At 51.5% G+C, this 18494-nt stretch carries 19 protein-coding genes; 11 read left to right on the forward strand and 8 right to left on the reverse strand.

Going from position 1 to position 18494, the window contains the following annotated elements:
- The first annotated feature begins 702 nt into the window (after positions 1-702).
- Complete coding sequence (locus Q366_RS02750; RefSeq protein WP_035236073.1) at positions 703-2127, forward strand: sigma-54 interaction domain-containing protein; 1425 nt, start codon at positions 703-705, stop codon at positions 2125-2127.
- Positions 2128-2249: 122 nt separating this feature from the next.
- On the opposite strand, the gene Q366_RS02755 is transcribed toward Q366_RS02750, so the two are convergent.
- On the reverse strand, positions 2250-2585 hold the full coding sequence (locus tag Q366_RS02755; protein ID WP_035236075.1) for a hypothetical protein: 336 nt from the start codon (positions 2583-2585) through the stop codon (positions 2250-2252).
- Between the two features lie 373 nt (positions 2586-2958).
- Between Q366_RS02755 and Q366_RS02760 the strand changes: the two genes are divergently transcribed.
- From Q366_RS02760 to Q366_RS02795, 8 genes are all read left to right on the forward strand, one after another.
- A complete protein-coding gene (locus tag Q366_RS02760) occupies positions 2959-3207 on the forward strand; it encodes a sulfurtransferase TusA family protein (protein WP_035236077.1) in 249 nt (82 codons plus the stop codon).
- 10 nt (positions 3208-3217) lie between these two features.
- The gene (locus tag Q366_RS02765) at positions 3218-3622 is read left to right on the forward strand and encodes a hydrogenase iron-sulfur subunit (RefSeq protein WP_035236079.1); all 405 of its coding nucleotides are present in this window, start codon (positions 3218-3220) and stop codon (positions 3620-3622) included.
- Positions 3623-3673: 51 nt separating this feature from the next.
- Positions 3674-4966 carry a CoB--CoM heterodisulfide reductase iron-sulfur subunit A family protein gene (locus Q366_RS02770; RefSeq protein WP_035236080.1) on the forward strand — a complete coding sequence of 431 codons (1293 nt, stop codon included), beginning with the start codon at positions 3674-3676 and terminating at the stop codon, positions 4964-4966.
- A complete protein-coding gene (locus tag Q366_RS02775; protein ID WP_035236081.1) occupies positions 4963-6744 on the forward strand; it encodes a CoB--CoM heterodisulfide reductase iron-sulfur subunit A family protein in 1782 nt (593 codons plus the stop codon). Before Q366_RS02770 ends, Q366_RS02775 begins: the two co-directional genes overlap by 4 nt.
- Before the next feature lie 43 nt (positions 6745-6787).
- Entirely contained in the window at positions 6788-7105 is a 318-nt protein-coding gene (locus Q366_RS02780; protein WP_035236307.1) for a hypothetical protein, read from the forward strand.
- Between the two features lie 21 nt (positions 7106-7126).
- Positions 7127-7429 (forward strand): 4Fe-4S dicluster domain-containing protein, encoded by a 303-nt coding sequence (locus tag Q366_RS02785; protein WP_035236082.1) that lies wholly within the window; start codon positions 7127-7129, stop codon positions 7427-7429.
- Between the two features lie 4 nt (positions 7430-7433).
- A complete protein-coding gene (locus Q366_RS02790; RefSeq protein WP_035236083.1) occupies positions 7434-8360 on the forward strand; it encodes a heterodisulfide reductase-related iron-sulfur binding cluster in 927 nt (308 codons plus the stop codon).
- 84 nt (positions 8361-8444) lie between these two features.
- Positions 8445-8819, forward strand: coding sequence for a DsrE family protein (locus tag Q366_RS02795; protein ID WP_035236084.1), 375 nt, complete (start codon positions 8445-8447; stop codon positions 8817-8819).
- 1 nt (position 8820) lies between these two features.
- Here the strand turns inward: Q366_RS02795 and Q366_RS02800 are convergent, their stop codons facing one another.
- Entirely contained in the window at positions 8821-9114 is a 294-nt protein-coding gene (locus tag Q366_RS02800; protein WP_035236085.1) for a hypothetical protein, read from the reverse strand.
- Positions 9115-9128: 14 nt separating this feature from the next.
- Complete coding sequence (locus Q366_RS02805; protein ID WP_035236086.1) at positions 9129-10682, reverse strand: sigma-54 interaction domain-containing protein; 1554 nt, start codon at positions 10680-10682, stop codon at positions 9129-9131.
- A 334-nt stretch (positions 10683-11016) separates the two neighbouring features.
- On the opposite strand from Q366_RS02805, the gene Q366_RS02810 reads away from it, so the two are divergent.
- Complete coding sequence (locus tag Q366_RS02810) at positions 11017-12729, forward strand: autotransporter domain-containing protein (RefSeq protein WP_035236087.1); 1713 nt, start codon at positions 11017-11019, stop codon at positions 12727-12729.
- Positions 12730-12824: 95 nt separating this feature from the next.
- On the opposite strand, the gene Q366_RS02815 is transcribed toward Q366_RS02810, so the two are convergent.
- The 3 genes from Q366_RS02815 to Q366_RS02825 are packed head-to-tail and all read right to left on the reverse strand — an operon-like array spanning position 12825 to position 15332.
- Positions 12825-13700 carry a hypothetical protein gene (locus Q366_RS02815; protein WP_156968092.1) on the reverse strand — a complete coding sequence of 292 codons (876 nt, stop codon included), beginning with the start codon at positions 13698-13700 and terminating at the stop codon, positions 12825-12827.
- A 16-nt stretch (positions 13701-13716) separates the two neighbouring features.
- Positions 13717-14538: a hypothetical protein gene (locus Q366_RS02820; protein ID WP_035236088.1), complete on the reverse strand. Its 822-nt coding sequence runs from the start codon at positions 14536-14538 to the stop codon at positions 13717-13719.
- Between the two features lie 56 nt (positions 14539-14594).
- Positions 14595-15332 (reverse strand): glycosyl hydrolase 108 family protein, encoded by a 738-nt coding sequence (locus tag Q366_RS02825; RefSeq protein WP_051957785.1) that lies wholly within the window; start codon positions 15330-15332, stop codon positions 14595-14597.
- Between the two features lie 93 nt (positions 15333-15425).
- On the opposite strand from Q366_RS02825, the gene Q366_RS02830 reads away from it, so the two are divergent.
- Positions 15426-16373, forward strand: coding sequence for an Hsp33 family molecular chaperone HslO (locus Q366_RS02830; RefSeq protein ID WP_035236089.1), 948 nt, complete (start codon positions 15426-15428; stop codon positions 16371-16373).
- Positions 16374-16488: 115 nt separating this feature from the next.
- Here the strand turns inward: Q366_RS02830 and Q366_RS02835 are convergent, their stop codons facing one another.
- Positions 16489-17277, reverse strand: a complete 789-nt coding sequence (locus tag Q366_RS02835) for an HD domain-containing protein (protein ID WP_035236090.1) — start codon at positions 17275-17277, stop codon at positions 16489-16491.
- Between the two features lie 48 nt (positions 17278-17325).
- On the reverse strand, positions 17326-18465 hold the full coding sequence (locus Q366_RS02840) for a DUF368 domain-containing protein (protein ID WP_035236091.1): 1140 nt from the start codon (positions 18463-18465) through the stop codon (positions 17326-17328).
- Between the last annotated feature and the right edge of the window lie 29 nt (positions 18466-18494).

The raw sequence follows: 18494 nt of genomic DNA on the forward strand, positions 1-18494 counted from the left end.
ATCCACCTGATTGCAGTTCCTGAAACCAAGGATGGATGAAATCTGGCAATCGAGGAAGCGCACAGGCGGTATACGATAATGATCAACTTCAGGGAAGGTTGGCGCGGTCATTTATGGCAGGGGCGGTTTGCGTCATTCATCATGGAAGAAAGTTAATTATTGGCGTGTACACGGTATATTGAGTATAATCCAGTCCGTGCCGGTCTTGCAAAACGTCCTGAGAATTGAAATGGGGCAGCGCCGGAGCACATATGGATGAAATGGATGACGTTCTTGTTAAAAAAAGCCCCACTTCTCAAGATTGTCAATGCGCCCTGGGATGATTTTTTATCTTTTGATAGCAAAGCATCTGAAATTGAATTGTTCAGAAAGCATGAACGGACCGGCCGACCGTTGGGAAAAACAACTTTTGTAAAACAATTGGAGACTATTTTAGACAGACGTCTCAGGCCGAAAAAGGCTGGTCGAAAGGAAAATAGGTAAGGTGTCCCCGGATTTTATGCGAGAAAACAGGGAACAGACCCCGTTTTATTTTTTTGTCCTCCAATTGATATCGGAGTAACTCCCTATCCTTAATAGGGGATGGCATAAGATTTGCTGCTATTTATTGATAGTTACCAGTTTAACAAAATAGTGAACACCATGGTAACGCATATGTTTTCATAGTGCGGCCATAATACCCTTTGGACACAGGATCTGCCGATGAAAAAGCATGAGATTTGGGATGTACCGTTTTTAAATCAAATTCTTGACACCATGGCCGAAGGACTTTTCATCATGGATTCCAAAGGTGTGATTATCTCCTGGAACCGGTCCATGGAAAAGATCACCGGGTACACGGCACAACAAGCCATTGGCAAGACCTGCGGTCTCATTGAGTGCAGCCGCTGTTTTGGCCATAACTGCCCGGCAGATATCCGGAAATGCGGCGTGATCGAACACGGCAAAACCGAACCCAAAGAGTGCTTTATCCGCCACAGCCTGGGCCATGATGTCCCGGTCATCAAAAATGCCAGGCTGATAAAGGACGAAAATGACCGCATCCATGGCATTGTCGAGACCATCACGGATCTGACCGAACTTAAAAATGTCCGAAAGACTGCGGAAGAGGCCACCAGAAAACTTAAAAAAACCTATGAGTTGGGTAACATCATTGGAAAAAGCCCGGCCATACAGAATGTCTTTGATGCGATCCGGGCTGCGGCCAACAGCCAGGCAAGCATCCTTATCCATGGCGAAAGCGGCACGGGCAAGGAACTTGTGGCCGGGGCCATCCATTACAGCGGCACCCATGATGACAAGCCCATGGTAACGGTCAACTGTTCAGCCTTGTCGGAAACGCTTTTGGAAAGCGAGCTGTTCGGCCATGTAAAAGGGGCGTTCACAGGCGCCCACAGGGACCGGAAAGGCCGGTTTGAAGAGGCGGACCAGGGCACCATTTTTCTGGACGAGATTGGCGAACTCACCCCGTATATGCAGGTGAAACTTCTCAGGGTCCTCCAGGAGAGGGAGATCGAGAGGGTCGGAGACTCAAGAAAAATCAAAATTGATATCCGGATTATCGCAGCCACCCACCAGGATCTTTTCCGCCTGGTCCGTGAAGGAAAATTTCGTGAGGATCTGTTTTACCGGCTCAAGGTTTTCCCTGTCTATGTGCCGCCGTTGCGGGAAAGAAAGTGCGATATCCCGATGCTGGTCAACCATTTCATGGGAAAGGGGAATAAAAGGGAAGGGAAAAATATACTTAAAGTCAGCCCCGAAGCCATGAGAAAAATAATGGCGCATCCCTGGCCGGGAAACGTCCGGGAGCTGGAAAACGCCATAGAGCACGCCTTTGTCCTTTGCGAAGCAGGCCAGATCGAGTTAAAGGATCTTCCCATCGAAATCCTTGAAAAAAACAGTTTTCCGCTTCCTTCTCCAATGAACCGGTATCCGTCCCCTGAATTCTCCTATCAGAAAGTGACCCGGGAAAGCCTGATTCAACTGCTTGAACAATGCCACTGGAACAAGGCCGAAGTGGCCCGGCGCATTAATAAGAGCAGAACCTCTGTCTGGAAATACATGAAAAAATGGGATATCCCGCTGGATCCCCATGGTAACGCCCTCAATCCGTTACCTGTTAACTGAAGTAACGGTGTAGTTAATGGCACGGGTCGGGATCGAGTATACGGTCCCCAAAATTCAAAGCCGGGGGCTTGGTCCGGCCCCCGGCTTAACCCGCATCCTAGTCTGTGTGCGAATCAGCCTTGTTAATAAGTACCTTCATTGCTTCTACACCCTGCTTCTTCTTCCTCTACCTGGCGGGCATATTCGGCGATATGCGCCAACTGTTCCATAATTTGCTTTAATGACTTGATTACCGCTTCTTCGCCGTGCGCCAATGACATCCGGCGAGTGATCAGTTCTAAAAGCCTGGTATACCCCTTGATACCGCCACCCATTGACTCTGACTTTACGGATTGGATTGCAAGTTCGATAACAGTGGACACTTCGTCTTCATTCATCTGGTCGGGATAATCCGCTTTGGGATTTGTCTTTAAATCGTTCAAAAAGGCCATGATGTTGGGATAAAAATCGTCTTGCATGGATAATCCTCCTGTTCAATGGATATTAATTTACGGTGAATACGTTTTATGCACGGATAAAAAGCATATCTTTAAATATAAAACCGGCTTGCCAAGTATCAAGGGGCATAAATTTGATTCGCATAGTAACGCTCCCCATCCGTTAACCCATTAACTAAAGTAACCAAAGTAACGTCGGTACAGAACAGCCTGTGCCCCGGCTCTTGCCCACATCAGACAGCAAAAACTCTTTTAATTTCAGGGTGTTTTGACTTTTCACGATTTTCTTTTTCTCTTTTCCCCCCACTGGCACCTGCCTTGCTCTTATATGCTTTCATAGGGATCACCTTGAAATACACAAAATTTTCAACACAAAATGAAAGGAATAAAGATCATGACGGATTTAAACACAATCGAAGCTGCAAACATCGCTGACGCCCGTGGAAGTGCATGTCCCGGTCCTCTTCTTGAAGCCAAAAAAGGCATTGGCAAAGTCCAGGTGGGCCAGATCCTTGAAATTCTGTCCAATGATGAAGGAACCCGGAATGATATCCCGGCCTGGGCCGGCAAGGTTGGACACGAATATATGGGCTTTCTTGAAGCTGACGGGTTTGACAGACATTTTGTCACCCGGAACAAATAAGGCGGCGGCCATGTCTTCCAAGGCAAATAAAATATTAATCCTGGCTACGGAAACCTGCGCCTATCCGGGTGCGGATTCCGTGGGCCAGGCCCACTCCAGCTATCCGGCCAATACCTATATTCTCAGGGTCAAAGCCCCGGTGCTGTTCCCGGAATCCTTTTACATTGACTGTTTTAAAAAGGGCATCAGCGGGATCATCGTGATGTCCTGCGGGGAAGAGTGCCCCTATGAGGGGGCTTACAAGGCCCTGGCCGACCGGCTTAATTCGGTCTACCAGAAGATGAAGGCATTGAACCTGGATTTAAAGCGGCTTCGCCTGACTGCCATCTGCACCGTGTGCAACCGCGCTTTTTTAAATGAGATCAACCAGATGAACGAACTGGTCAACAAACTGGGGCCGCCCCAGCCGGCATAATGACTCCGGCGGAACAAAGAAAACTGACCCACTCATCTATCAGGAGGAACCATGCCCCCCATTCAACACTTTGACACCCTTGTGGTGGGCGCAGGAATATCCGGGCTCCAAACCGCCCTGGATCTGGGCGACCAGGGATACAAGGTCGCAGTCCTGGAAAAGGATGCGTCCATCGGCGGAAAAATGATCCGGCTATCCAAGGTCTTCCCCACCCTGGACTGCGCCAGCTGCATCACCACGCCCAAGATGTCGTCGGCAGCCCACCATGAAAACATCACCTTGTTCACCTATTGCCGTTTGTCCGATTTAAAGCAGACCCCGGCCGGTGTCTCGGCCAAAATTCGCCGGATGCCCCGGTATGTGGACTCAGACAAGTGCATTGGGTGCCGGAAATGCGAATATGTCTGCCCGGTATATGTCCCGGATGAAGAACAGGGGGGCTTCAGCGCCAAAAAGGCGATTTCCATTCCCTTTTCCAACGCCATTCCCCAGTTGCCGGTGCTGGACCCCGGGTTTTGCATGCTCTGCGGACGGTGCGAAAAGGCCTGTCCCACCCAGGCCATCGACTATCTCCAGGAACCTGAAGATTTCACTATCCAGGCCAGAACCGCAGTGCTCACCACCGGGTTTGACATGCTGCCCAAGAAGAAAAATGTGCAATTTGGAAACGGCCGGATCCCCAATGTGATTGATTCGTTGCAGATGGAACGGCTTTTGGCTCCCCATGGCCCGTATAACAGAGTTCTGCGCCCATCCGACGGCATGGAGCCCGATTCTGTGGCCTATGTCCAGTGCGCAGGTTCCCGGGACAAACAAATGGGCGTGCCCTATTGTTCGCGGGTCTGCTGCATGTATGCCATCAAGCAGGCCATGCTGCTGTCCGGTTCCCTGCCCCTGGCCGACATCACCATTTACTACATGGATATCCGGGCCTTTGGCAAAGGATATGAACAGTTCTACCAGAATGCCAAGGCCATGGGTATTGAGTTTGTAAAGGCCAAGGTGGGCCGCATTGACCAAGGAGAAAACGGGAACGTCAAGGTGCGGTACGAACGCCAGGACGGCGCAGGCATTGATACGGCCAGCCACGATCTGGTTGTCCTCTCCATGGGCATGGTGCCGGGCTGGGATCCTGCCGGTGTCTGTCCGGTGTCAACGGACACGGACAAGTTTATTACATCTGTCAAACCTAAAATATCTGCCGTACTCACGGACATGGACGGGATATTTACCGCAGGCGCTGCGGCCGGTCCCAAGGATATTGTGGATTCCATCACCGAATCGGGAACCGCTGCCATGGAAGCAGCCAATTACATGGCCGGCCTGCCAGGGGAGGTTCAATGATGAAAGAGAACGATAAAAAAGTCGGCGTATATATCTGCTACTGCGGGGGCAATATCTCGGACCATGTGGATGTGGAAGCGGTCAGGAACCGGGTTGAAAAGATGCCCGGCGTGGCCGTGGCGAAAACCAACATGTTCATGTGTTCAGATCCCGGCCAGGAGCTGATCATCGACGATCTGAAAAGCGGAAAAATTGACCGGGTGGTGGTGGCCTCCTGTGCCCCGAGCCTTCATGAAACCACCTTCCGGGGCGCCATTGAACGGGCCGGTGCCAACCCCTTTATTTATGAGCATGCCAACATCCGCGAACAGGTCTCCTGGGTTCACCATGGTGATCCGGCCACGGACAAGGCAACGGTTCTTATTTCAGCAGCCGCCGCAAAAGCGAGAAAACTCAAACCCCTGGAACCCATCCGCGTGGATGCCAAAAAACATGCCGTGGTCATTGGCGGCGGCATTGCAGGGATCAAATCAGCCCTGGAGATTGCCCGTAACGGCATTGAGGTGGCCATCATCGAAAAGACCGGCAGCCTGGGGGGGAATTTGAACAATCTTGGCCGCCTGGCTCCGTCCGGGGAAAACGCCTCGGATATTCTTCAGGAGATTTTGGGCAAGGTTAAAGCCGCACCTTCCATCACCATCCACACCGGATGTGAGGTGACCGATGTCCAGGGGTATGTGGGAAATTTCACCCTGGATGTAAAGGGGCGCACCGATTCATTTAAAATTGATACGGGCGCCATTGTCATGGCAACAGGATCGGTGTCCTACCAGCCCTTTGAAGGAGAGTTCGGCTTTGGCACCTATCCCCAGGTCATCACCTTGCCCACCCTGATTGAAGCGCTCAAGCAAAGTAAATATCAGACGGAAACCGGCTGGTTTGAGTTTGGTGGCAAACCGGTGAGAAACATTGCCATGATTCACTGTGTGGGGTCCAGGCAGATCCCCGGAATCCATGAGCCCAGGGAGAACGGACAACTCAACGAGTATTGCTCAAGGACCTGCTGTTCGGCCGTGCTCAACGCGGCCAACCAGATCAAGGAGCGCTTTGCCAAAACCCGGGTTGTTGACATGTACCGGGATATCCGGACCTATGGCCGGGGCCAGGAGGCGCTTTATGACCGGGCGTCAGCCAACAAGGTCGTATTCATGCGGTATGAGGCCGATGCCATGCCCACGGTTGAAAAAAGCAGTACCCCGGATTTCCCGTTAACCGTGAAAATCAAAGACGGCCTGACCTTTAACGAGGAGATGGACGTACCGGCGGATCTTGTGGTCCTTGCAACGGGCATCGAGCCCAGTGATGTATCCGGCCTGGCCTCGGCCATGAAACTGCCCGTGGGAACCGACCGTTTCCTGCTCGAGGTTCATCCCAAACTGAGACCTGTGGAATTCCCGGTCGCAGGCGTTTTTCTGGCCGGGACCTGCCAGGCGCCCATGGACGCGGGCGAGGCCTGTAATGCCGCAGGTGCCGCTGCCGCCAAAACCTGTGCCCTGCTCAGCAAAGGCGTGATTGAACTGGACCCCTTTGTGGCCGAGGTTAACCCGGACAAATGCCAGGGACACGGAAATTGCGTGGATGCCTGCATCAAGGAAGGGGCGCTCAAACTGGTTGACGTTCAAAGGGGAGGTAAAACCGTCACCCAGGCCCAGGTGACCGCAGCCATGTGTCTGGGGTGCGGGGCCTGTGCCGCAGTCTGTCCGGAAAAAGCCATTGATCTTAACGGATGGGCTTTGGAACAATATGAAGATATGGTGGATGCCATTGTTGCCGCCTGAAACCAACCTGTTATCCGTTTCAGGGAAGGGGGAGAAACAGATCATGGAAAAACCAGATAACGATGCCAGAAAAAAGGCCATGAAAAATCTAAGGGCCAAAAGAAAAGAGACCATTGCGAAAAGTACCGCAATGATGAAACAGCAGAAAAAACAGGTTCAGGCGATCCTGGACTTTCTTGAAGCAGGGGAAGCCACCATCCCGCAAATCGCCCTCAATGTCCATATGCCCACTGACAAAACCCTGTGGTATATGGCCACCTTGAAAAAGTACGGGCAGATTGTGGAAGGCCCCAAGGACGGTGCATTTTTTAAATACAGATTAAATGCCGGCCCCGGTGCCCCAAAAGAGAACGCAACCTAAGGAAAAAGCAAAGGTATCAATATGAGTACAATTGATTTGAATTTTGAAGAAGAACTTAAAACCTTTTGCGAAAATACCGCCCTGGCGTGTTTTAACTGCGGGACCTGCACCGCCGTATGCCCCCTGGTCAATGATAATTTTCCCAGAAAAATGATCCGGTATATCCAGGTGGGGGCCAAAGATGCGATTCTTGAAAACGCCAATGAACTGTACAAATGCCTGCACTGCGGGCTGTGCACCCATACCTGCCCCAGGCAGGCCGATCCCGGCGAGATCATCCTGGGGTTGAAACGGTTTGTTGTGGCAAATTGGAGGAGGTCTTAAGATTATGTTCAGTCCAAAAGATATCATTGACGTGCTTGCCCAGAACGTCCGGCAGACCATGAGCCCGTTCGGCATTCCAAGATTCATGGTCAACACATGGCATAAAGACCAGAACCTTCCCGATGACGGAGAGTACCTTTTGTATACGGGACTGATGTACCAGTTCGCACCCTATATTGAAAAATCCACCCACTACCTGGAATCCTTTGAAGATACTGCCAAGGCCCGTTACCTGAAATATGCCCGGTATGTCCCGGGATATCTTTCGGGTGCAGGCCTTGCCCTGATGACCCGGGCCAGGAAAAAATCAGAGGCAGGCCAACCCTTGAAGAATGTGGTGCGCCTGCTCAGGCAGTCCAGGGTGAATTTTGGCTACCGCCCGGACCTGGACCACTATTCGGGCATCCTGCTTTACGATATGGGGGACCAGAAGAGCTTTATCGCCCATGCCCGAAAAGTAGCCCAAAAACTTCAACGGGCAAAGATCAATAAAATTATCACCATTGATCCCCATACCACCTATGCGTTAAAGGAACTTTTCCCCAAGTATACCGGGGCACATTTTAAGGTGGTGCCCTATTTTGACCTGCTTAACCTTGGCCCTCAAAATGCGGATCTTGAGGTGACCCTGCATGATCCCTGCTTTTTTGGCCGGTATCTCAAGGTCTCTGATATTCCCAGAAAAGTGCTGGCAGGATTGGGAATCCGGGAAACCCGGATCAGGAATTCAAAGGATTTTACCAGTTGCTGCGGCGGACCTGCCGAATCTGTTTCGCCTAAACTGTCCAGCCGGATTATGGATATCCGGGCAAAAGAACTGGCAGAACCGGGTAAACCCATTGTCTCCATGTGCCCCATCTGTCTGGGGAATCTTAAAAAGGCCGGGGCAGATGCCAGGGATTTGTCCAGCCTGCTGGTCCAACACATATAATATTTGAACGAAAAGCCACCCATCTGCGGCGTTGCAGAAAAAACAGTTTGATAACCTAATTTATAAAATAACAGGAGAACTCTCATGTCTGAAACAACGGAAAAAATCATCTACTTTTGTACCCATGCCGGTGAAGACGCGGAAAAAGCCTCGATCTGTTTTGCCATGGCAAGCTCTGCTTTGGCCCTGGAAGTGGAGACCACCGTGGCGCTGCAGGGTTCCGGGGTGTACCTGGCCCAGAAAGGATATGTCGAGCATGTGCCGGCCACAGGAGGTTTTGCCCCCTTGACCAAACTCATTGGGGACTATATGGAACTGGGCGGAAAACTTCTGGTGTGCAAACCCTGTGTTGAGGAGCGCAAAATCGAAGAATCGGATCTCATCGAAGGGGCCAAGGTAAGCACCGGCGGAACCTTGAACATGATCGCCCTGGAAGCCGACGCCCAACTGGTGTACTAAATCACAACAGTGGGGAGCGCATGGGAATTTTACCCCGCGTTGCAGAAGCCATGAGGATTTTAGCTTGCGGCATCCAGGCTTTCAGCGGTAGTAATCCACCGCAAAAGCTTGATAACGCCGAAGATGAAATCCTCATGGCTTCCTGAGAAGGGTAAATACACGCACCGGCGGGATGCCGCTTCTGGCGAGGGGTTTGAAAGTAGAGCCGGGTTGGAACGACGCCGCTTTGAATCCATACCCCAATGGGAATGCCGATGACACCGAGTATAACAACAACCTGTTGAGCTGCTTTCATGGTTTGCTGCGGGCTTAATTGTTTTTGTAAAGCGATTGTGCCCTGCGCCCGAAGGGAATGCCCAGTTTTTGCATTCGGGATCTCAGGGTTCGGGGATTGATCCCCAGCAGATCCGCCGCCCCCTGTCCCCCCTCTATCCGTCCGCCGGTCATGTGAAGAACGGAGATAATGTGTCCGGTGATAATCCGGTCCAGTTTGGTCCCGCCTCTGATGGTGGAAACCGCGGTGGGGTCGAATAGGGCTGCATCAAAAATAATAGGTTTTCCCATGTTGATGATAATCTGGCGTTCGATGACATTTTCCAGTTCCCGTACATTGCCCGGCCAGTCATACGCCATGAGGGTACGAATTGCACCCGGGGCCACCTCCGGCATATCCGGCAGGGCCATTTCCCTGGCCTTCTTGGCCACCAAATGATAGGCCATGGCCGGAATGTCCCCTAACCGTTCCCGCAAGGGAGGGATGGTTATGGGAAAAACATTGAGCCGGAAGAACAGGTCTTCCCGGAAAAGGCCCTGCCTGACCATGGCCCCCAGATCCTTGTGCGTTGCCGCCACCACCCGAATGTCCAGCTTCATGGGCTCTTGTCCGCCGACCCGCTCCACCGTCCTGTCCTGCAAAACCCGCAGCAGCCGGATCTGTGCCTCCTGGGACAACTCAGCCACCTCATCCAAAAAAATCGTTCCATGATCAGCCCGTTCAAAATATCCGGGCCTGGATTGGTTTGCACCGGTAAAGGCGCCTTTTTCATGGCCGAAAAGCTCGCTTTCAAGCAGGCTTGGGGTAATAGCGCCGCAGTTGATTTTTATAAAAGGCCCTGATTTGCGGACCGAGGCCCGGTGGATGGCCCCGGCAATGACTTCCTTTCCGGTCCCGGTTTCCCCCAGCAATAAGACGGGGCTGTTTGTCCCGGCAACCTGGCCCACGGCCGCCATGACGGTCCTGAGGCCTGACTCGGCACCGACAATCTCATTTTCCACGACACTCATCAACTCCCGGTTCACAAAAGCGTCCCGGTCCGTCAGCAATTCCCGGACCCGTTCCAGTTCCCGGTATCGGTGAAAGGCCTCCGCTGTTGCGGCCAGCGGTGAATGGATGGAAAGGAACAGTTCTCCCTGCTCTTTTACATACTTGTTGCCGGGAGTTCCGGTCAGGGCGGCAAGCCCCAGAAACTGCCCTGACCGGAACAACCGCAGTATCAGGCAGGGCGCATTCGGTGTGCTCAGGTCTATGCCCAGTTGCCGGGCCTCCGGCACCAGGCTCAAATCGTCGATGATCCGATAGCTGGGCTGGCCTTTCATCCGGTCCACGGCAGCCTTGAACAACTGCCGGGATTCAGGAGTTAAGGTGGTTTTATGGGAGACAGCTTCGGACTTTTCAAGGGTGGCGTCCACAACGGTTTCCACCACCCGCAATCCGGGATTAAACAGGTGGAGGCTGAAAAAATCTGCCGGAATAAAAGGGCGCAGATAGATCAGGCAATCCTGCCAGGCTTTAAAAATAGAGGTATTGTCCAGTAATCGGATGGTCGCGTTTCTAAAGAATTCATCCCGAATGTTGATGTTCATGATCCCCCACCATTGATGTTAGATGACATCGTGAAATCTATGATATTTACCGGATACTACTTTGAAATACCATAGAATTCTTATCCCGGCTCTCGACGGACACATCAGTCTGTACCGGTCTTCCCGGATTCCAGCCCTTTGGTATCACTCTTGCTGTGCTTCAGCAAATGCATTTAATACTCAAACTATGGGGGGACCGTGTTTGTAAAATTGATTTTGATATGGGGGATTCTTGCTTTTTCGAGTCCGTCCTGGGCCGGCGGCATGGGGCAGTTGTTCAGCTTTGGCGACAGCGGTATCGATACGGGGAATTTATATACCATGAGCGGCGGGCTTGCACCTTCAGATCCTTATTGGGAGGGAAGATTCAGCAACGGGCCTAACTATCTGGATTTGCTCGCTCAGGCCGTCCCCGGATGGGAGGCGGTTTCCTGGAGCCGGGGGGGGACCCAATATCGCCTTCGGAGGAGCCCTGTCCGGCCTGGGATACGTCCCGGGACTCGACGTTCCCAACGCCAGCCAGCAGGTGGTGGAATTCCAGGCATCATACGGCCAGGCATATGCGCCGGAGGATCTGGTTCTTTTCAGCATGGGGCAAAACGATCTGCATTCACATGAGGGTTCTCCGGCCGATCCTTCGACGGTTGCCGGTAATATGGTTCAGGCCGTTGAACTTGCCTACCAGAATGGGGCGAGGCGATTTGTTTTTCCCACCCTGTTTCCGGTCGGTCTGATGCCCGAGGTGGTCAACGGCTCAGCAGTCACACCGGATGAGGCCGCAGCGTGGGCCGATCTGGTCAATGCCGAGGCAAATACGCGTTTTGCAGCGTTTCAGGCGGCCCATCCGGATGCGGTCATCATACGGCCGGACCTGACCAGCCGCATCCGTGAGGTATACGCCAACCCGGAAAAATACGGCCTCACCAACGTAACGGATAGCGCCTATACCGGGGATTATTACGGAACAGCGGACCCTGTGGCCTCCTGTCCTGACGCGTATCTCTGGTGGGATGGTGTTCATGTGACCACAACGGTTCACAAGCTGGTCGCCAAATGGACGCTGCTGGATATCCAGAACGAATTTTTCCCGGAGCAGTCCTCTCCCCAGGCTGGCCTGGGCAGCATCCTGACCCTTGTGGATCAGACGAGATTAGCAAACCAATGGGAATCCGACCGAGTTGCCCTGCTGATGGATTCCAATCGTACCGCCCGATCCCGGGAGCGGACAGGTGATTGGCGTTTTGAGCCCTACGGCATTGCGGGGCGGCAGGACAGTTCGAGAATATCGAGCGGCTGGTCCTGGCATCATGCCGGGTTTTCCATGGGCAGGGAAATGCCCCTGGCCCAGTTTGGAGCCGCCGGATTTTCCCTGGGATGGTCCAGGGGAAAGCTGGATTTGAATAACGGGTATGGCGAGGCAGATACCCGCCTGTACCAGGCAGGGATCTATGGAGGGATAACAAAAGAGCCTTTTTATATTTCCGGGGGCAGCCGGTACGGGTATGCGGACACCCAGGCCTTTCGTGATATGGATCTGACCGATACCACCGCAAGTCACCCTTTCCACACCCATCTGCTTTCCGGCTGGATGGAGACCGGCTTCAATTTGGGAAAGAGGTCCGTTATTTTTTCCCCCCTGGCCGGCCTCTCCTATGTCCGGGCAATCAACGGCACCGGAGGTGAAAGCGGCGGGAGATTGCTCGACTATGACAGCATAGAGTATCCGTCAACCCACTACCTCCACCATAAGCTGGGGGGCCGTGTGCGAGGGACTATTCCCAGTGACAAGGGCCCCAGGGGCCGCTGGTCTGCCGAAGCCGCATGGCTGCACGAATATCTTGACACCCAATGTGAATCCAATGTGAGCCATGGAGGGGCATCCTACGCTTTTGCCTCGCCGTCACGCACCCGTGATTCCCTGGGACTGTCTGCGGAATTCTCCTGGTTCTACGGGGAAAAAGGTTCCCTGGCCCTGGCGTACCATGGGCAGTGGTCGAAAGAAGCCTTGGCCCATGCACTCAGGGTTTCCGCCAGATGGAATTATTAACGGCATTCCGGACGTGGTCTGTCCCCTATTTTCTCGAATGCTTAAATTTATGGCATCGAGAATAAGCCCTTCAAACGGCCAATTCGTCTTACGTCTTAATCCGCCCGGGGTGTCGCCGGATTCTTTGCAGCGGCCCGCAAGCGTTCTGCCAAGAATTCCACATAACTGTCAAATTCCTGGGAGTCCGATGTCTTCAATCTGGCGATATTACTTTTAAAAAAGCTTGGCGGCACGAATAAATAGGTTCTTTTCTTATACGTCCAATGCCGCGACGCACTTTGATATTCGTGCTCATCCTCACCATTTACATTGCCCAGATCAAAAATATTCTGCCTGTCTTCCTCCGGACCTTTGCTGACGGTATACGGGTCTATCTTCACCACAATCGCCGATGTTTGCGGAACCCCCAGCAATAACTCGCAAATAAAGAAAATGTTGCCGCTACGGCAAAATCTGCGTTCCTCTTTACTCATCTTTTGCCACTGCTCGGAAGAAACCTTCTGATGCCCCATTCCGTTAAACATTCCCTTGGAAAAATGAAGCTGAAACTCAGAAAAATTCCGGTTCAGTATGGTCTGGATTAACTCTTTCCCCAATGGTGCGCCCACCCCCTGACTGCAAAACTCGCCCTCTTCCACGTTCGTCTCAACAAACATTCCTGACTGGTTCAGAACGTTTTTGATTACCTGATAATTGTAAATGGAAAACGGTTTCTGGGTGACCGGATTAATGGTTGAATGAACGGCTTTGGTCATTGCCGTAAAAAACACGCTGACATCGATGAAGGAATTTCGAATATCTTCATTAAAGTGCTGGATGCTGTCGGCAGTCGCACACAGCAAAATATTTCCGGTTTCATTGAACACATAATGCTTTGCCAGCGGCAAATATTGAGGCAAAAGCGCTTCCTGTCCGGATGAATCCGCACCTTTACCTTTCCTGGTCAACCAACGCCAAAATTTTCCTGACATTTCCGGCCTCCCTCTTTTAAATTTGGGATGATGTGGCTGCGGGTTCAGGTGTGTCAGCAAGGATAGCAGATCTCATCGATTCAACCAGGTTGTTGAATTCCGGATCTGACATGGCCTCATTTAACGCTGATGCATGTTTTACAAAACAAGGCGGTACAAACAGATACACCGCTTTATCAATTTTCATTTTTATTTGCGAACTTTCAACTTTAAGGCATGGGCCTGCTTCCCAAAGACCTTTTGCAGTGGTTGCGTCCACGGAAATAACGATCGGGGTAATGGATACGGCACCCAGCAAATATTCGCAAACAAAAATAATCGTGCCGACTTTCTTGCTTTGACTGGACGTATCAGAGGCAATCTTTACGGCTTCCTGGCCCATCCCCATAATCATATCCATCAAGGATTTTCCAATGGAGGCCAGGCCCCCGCTCAAGCCCAGGAGGGCCTGTATCAACTGGCTTCCCAGGGTAATCCCCTTTTGTTTGCTCTCAAAATCAATGGTGCTTTCAGTGATTTTGACAAACAAACCGGAAGAAGACACCAGCTTGTCGATGGCATCAAAATTGAACAACCCGGTACCGGCCTCTGACATGGCCTTGGTCATTGCGGCAAAGAAGACGCTCACCTGGCCGAACGCCTCTTCAGCTTCCCCGGATATGGAAGCGTTTTCCTTTCCGGTACCGTTCAAGGTTGTCGCCACAAACAGGTTGCCGGTGGTATTGACAACAAATTGTTTCGTGGCAGGAATTTCCGAACTTTTACTTGTCGTTAAGTTCGCGGCCCTTGTTTCTGCATTGCTGATAAGATAACCTTCCTGGGGTTCAGTGCTTGGCATGTCATCCTCACTTTCATGGTCCTAGGTGTTGGTTTCATATAAAAAAATTTCTGTCATCAGGCAATCAAACCCATTGCCCGATAGGTATTCCGGCCTGCAATTCCGTCCGGTTCCAAACCGTGTTTCTCCTGCCAGGTTTTCAACGCCTTTTCCGTGTTGCTGCCGAAGATACCGTCGGCGTCAATCCCAAGATATTTCTGAACCCTGGTCACCCAGTCCCCTGAATCACCCTTCCTGACGGTTTCAAATTGTTCCGGCGGGGCTGTATCATCGGGATCCTTGCCCAGAAAAAGCGCCACAGCATCTGCTTTCAGCCGTTCCACCCGGCGCTGCCATCCTTTCCCAAAGGATGGCCAGGTCGATAATGCCTTAAGAAAAGAGAGTCGCTGGTCACAGATCCCGTGTATCACAGAGACCCCGTCCCCCGTCTGGGTCTTTGAAATGGTATTCGGACCGATATGGCCATCCTGGGCTGCGCCCACAGCGGCCTGAAGCCACTTGACGCTCCGCCCGGGACCGGAATTCACAGCGCCGTCAAAAACCGTTAAATCCACACCGTCCGGCAGGTCGTCACACAGACATGTATTCCAATACCCGGTACGGTAAATGCGGGACAACGCCCCGAAACCGATCTGCCTCAAGTCCTCTTTTGTCTTGTCCGCACCATAAAATTGCCGGTAAGTGAACAAGGTCACCCCTTTCATGGTTGCACCGCCCGGATCATCCTTATGATCTGACCAGCCCCCTTCACTCTTCAACACATGGTCCAGACAAAATTCAAAATTTTTTTTCATATCCATGCCTCAGGTGATACAATTTCAATCTAGTTTACATTTACAGATCAGGTCTTATAATAACCCGAAAAGATTACTTTTGGGAATCAGAAGATGATAAAAAAAGATATATTCAACCATGATATAAAAGCCCGGTTCCAGGCCTCGGCCAAAGAACGGCTGTGCCGTTTTTTAATGGCGGATGACCAGATCAAAGGGGTGGTGGTACATGCCACCCGCATGGTCAAAGAGATGCAGGTCAACCATGACCTGGGTCCTTTGGAAACGCTGGTTCTGGGCCAGGCATATATTGCCGCGGCCCTGATGAGCGCGCCCCTGAAAGGCCGGGACCGGATTGCAATGAACATCCAGTGTTCCGGCCCCATAAAAGGCCTTGATGTGGAAGCCAATGCCCTTGGGGAGATCCGCGGATATTTAAAGGCCAACCCCATTGAAGTGGAAAATCCGGAAAAGATCAAATGGCTGTCCACCCTTTACGGGGCAGGTTTTTTGTCGGTGACCAGGTATATAGAGGATACAAACCGGCCCTATACCGGACAGATTGCCCTGGTCCACGGCTCCATTGCCGAAGATCTGGCAGAATACTTTCTGACCTCGGAACAGATTCCTTCCGGCTTCAGCCTGAGCGTGGCCTTTGATGAAGATGAAAACATCACCGGTGCAGGCGGTATATTTCTGCAGGCCCTGCCAGGCGCCCAACCCGATAACGTTGCCCGGGCCGAGACCATGATCCGGGAAATCGGCGCTTTAGGCCACCGCTTTGCCCTGAATCAATCGGATCAGGCGGATCAGACACCGGAATCCATCATTAAGACCGGTTTTGCCGACCTGTCACCACGGTTTCTGGACAGTTCCCGGGTGGAATTTTACTGCCGGTGCGCAAAGGAGCGGATGGCAGGCTACCTTAAGAACCTGCCAGAAGAAGACCGTACCGATATCCTGGCAAACGGTCCTTTTCCGCTGACGCTTCGTTGCCATCACTGTAATTCGGTCTACCGGTTCAGCCAAAAGGAATTAACCGGCATTCTTAACTTTAGATAACCACGGAAGACACGGAAAACACTGAAAAGTTTGAGCGAAACCTCCGTCATATATACTTTTGGGTGACTGCCAAAGTTGATCGGTAATCAAACTCATTTCCGTGCTCTTCCGTGGTTCAACTCCCGGATGCGGCAAGAGCTTTCAAATGATCCAAAAGCGCCTGAGCCAGCCGGGTAATCAGATCTGATGGGGAAATACCGCCGAACAGGACAGGGATGACTTCCAAATCCAGGATAGCAGCGGCAGCGGCAGGAAAATTTAAATCATAAATCATTCCGGCCTGAAAAATCCTCATGTTATTAAGCGTGGTGACACAGCTTGAATCGTTCTGCCGGGTTTCAAGAAGAACCCGGGCAGCAGTTTCCGGTATTTTGCCGTCATCATGCAGATTATAGGTAATAAAGCCGTGGCTTGAATCCGGATTCAGATAATGGTTTTTTATTACATTGAAAATATCAATCTTGTCCGCATCCCTGAGCAGACGGGCCAAAAGACTCAAATCACGCCCAAGCTTTTGGGAAAGCCGGGGACGGTTATGCAGGGCCACTGCCCGCAAAATCAACTGCCGGTCTGTGACGGATAAATGGGAAAGCATGTTGCTTCGTACGATTTCCCGGCACCCTAAGGCTGCATGGTTCTTGGAACAGGCATCCGCATAGGTGTGAAACACGGCAAACTGGGGGAAGCGGCCCATATCATGAACCATGGCCGCAGCACAGGCCCGGACAGTTTCCGGGCCGTCAAGATCAAGGGATGCGCAAAGCATCTCCATGGCCCTGCAGACCCGGGCAGTATGTTCCTGTTTGAGTACAAATGGGTAGGGATCTTCGGCCCTGTCAACAAAAGGGCCGGTATATGCATAAAACTGTTTTTCTATCTTTAAAAAATCATCGTGGGTCATCATGGATCAGGTTTCCGAAAACAATAGGTGCAATTTTCAAATCTTAATGATTTATTGGCCTGCCGGAGAAGCAACTGTCTCGTTTCTGACAAAAAGCATCATGATAATACAGCCAAGGACAAAAAAGACAAACGCTGCGATCAAAGGATCATCTCCGGTGGGAAGGACATTGATATTGGTCTGGACTGCCACATTTTCAAGACAGACCACGTCTCCGGCCTGCTTTACATACTGCTGGGCCATGAATACAGTCTTTTTAAAGGGCCACAACGCATAAAGCGACCCCACCATCAGCCCGCCTAAAAAGGCCATGGTGGCATTATAGTAACGGGAAAGGACAAAGCTGACCAGCCGGGCAAACAAAAGACCGCCCAGACCCACCCCCAGGCCGAATATCCCCAGAAAGATAAATGTCTCCAAATGAAAGGATTTTAATTCGGAAATGGCTGAAATAACGTCAAAATAGGTTCCCATTAAAATCAGTACCAGGGAACCGCTGACACCGGGCAGCACAGTGGCGGAGATGGCAAGGGCACCGCAAAGTGCAATATACAGATAGTCCCCGGAAGAATAACCCTGGACAAAGGAAATGGGTTTTCCCGATTCAGGCACTAAACCACCCCGACCGCCAGCAGAAACGGACTGGACCTGGAAGGCCCGGGCAAGATGATCGGACTTCATCTTGATTTTATCATAGGGATTGACCATGGCTGATACCCATACAGTGATGCCGATCCCAGCCAGAAGGCAAACCACTGCCCAGATATCAAAACGCCTAAGCATCTTTACCGGGATAATGACAGAGACCAGAATCAGTCCGAAAAAAAAAGAATAGGTTACTGAAAAATTGTGGAGCAAAAGATATTTCATCAGACTGGACAGGGTCAGAATGGCCACGGCGGTCCCGGCCGCAAGTTTAAACAAGAAAGAAAAACCGGTTTCCCTGGAAAATGCATAAAAATTTTTAATCCCCTGGACCGGATGTATGAAACAGGAAAGGACAAGTGCAAGGCATTTTAAAATAAAGGATTTATTGATCTGGTTTAAAATTGAAAATACCCGTTCATATATCCCGAAAACCAGCAGAAAGGTCCCGCCGGAAACCCCCGGGATAATATTGGCAACGCCCAGGCAGAATCCCATGAGCAGCGCTTTTATGGTTGCCGAGGTGGCAGAAGAAGAAAAAAACATGAAAATTTACCTATAGGATGAGTTAATTG

Origin of the sequence: Desulfobacter vibrioformis DSM 8776 (genome assembly GCF_000745975.1) — a bacterium.
GTDB classification, from domain to species: domain Bacteria; phylum Desulfobacterota; class Desulfobacteria; order Desulfobacterales; family Desulfobacteraceae; genus Desulfobacter; species Desulfobacter vibrioformis.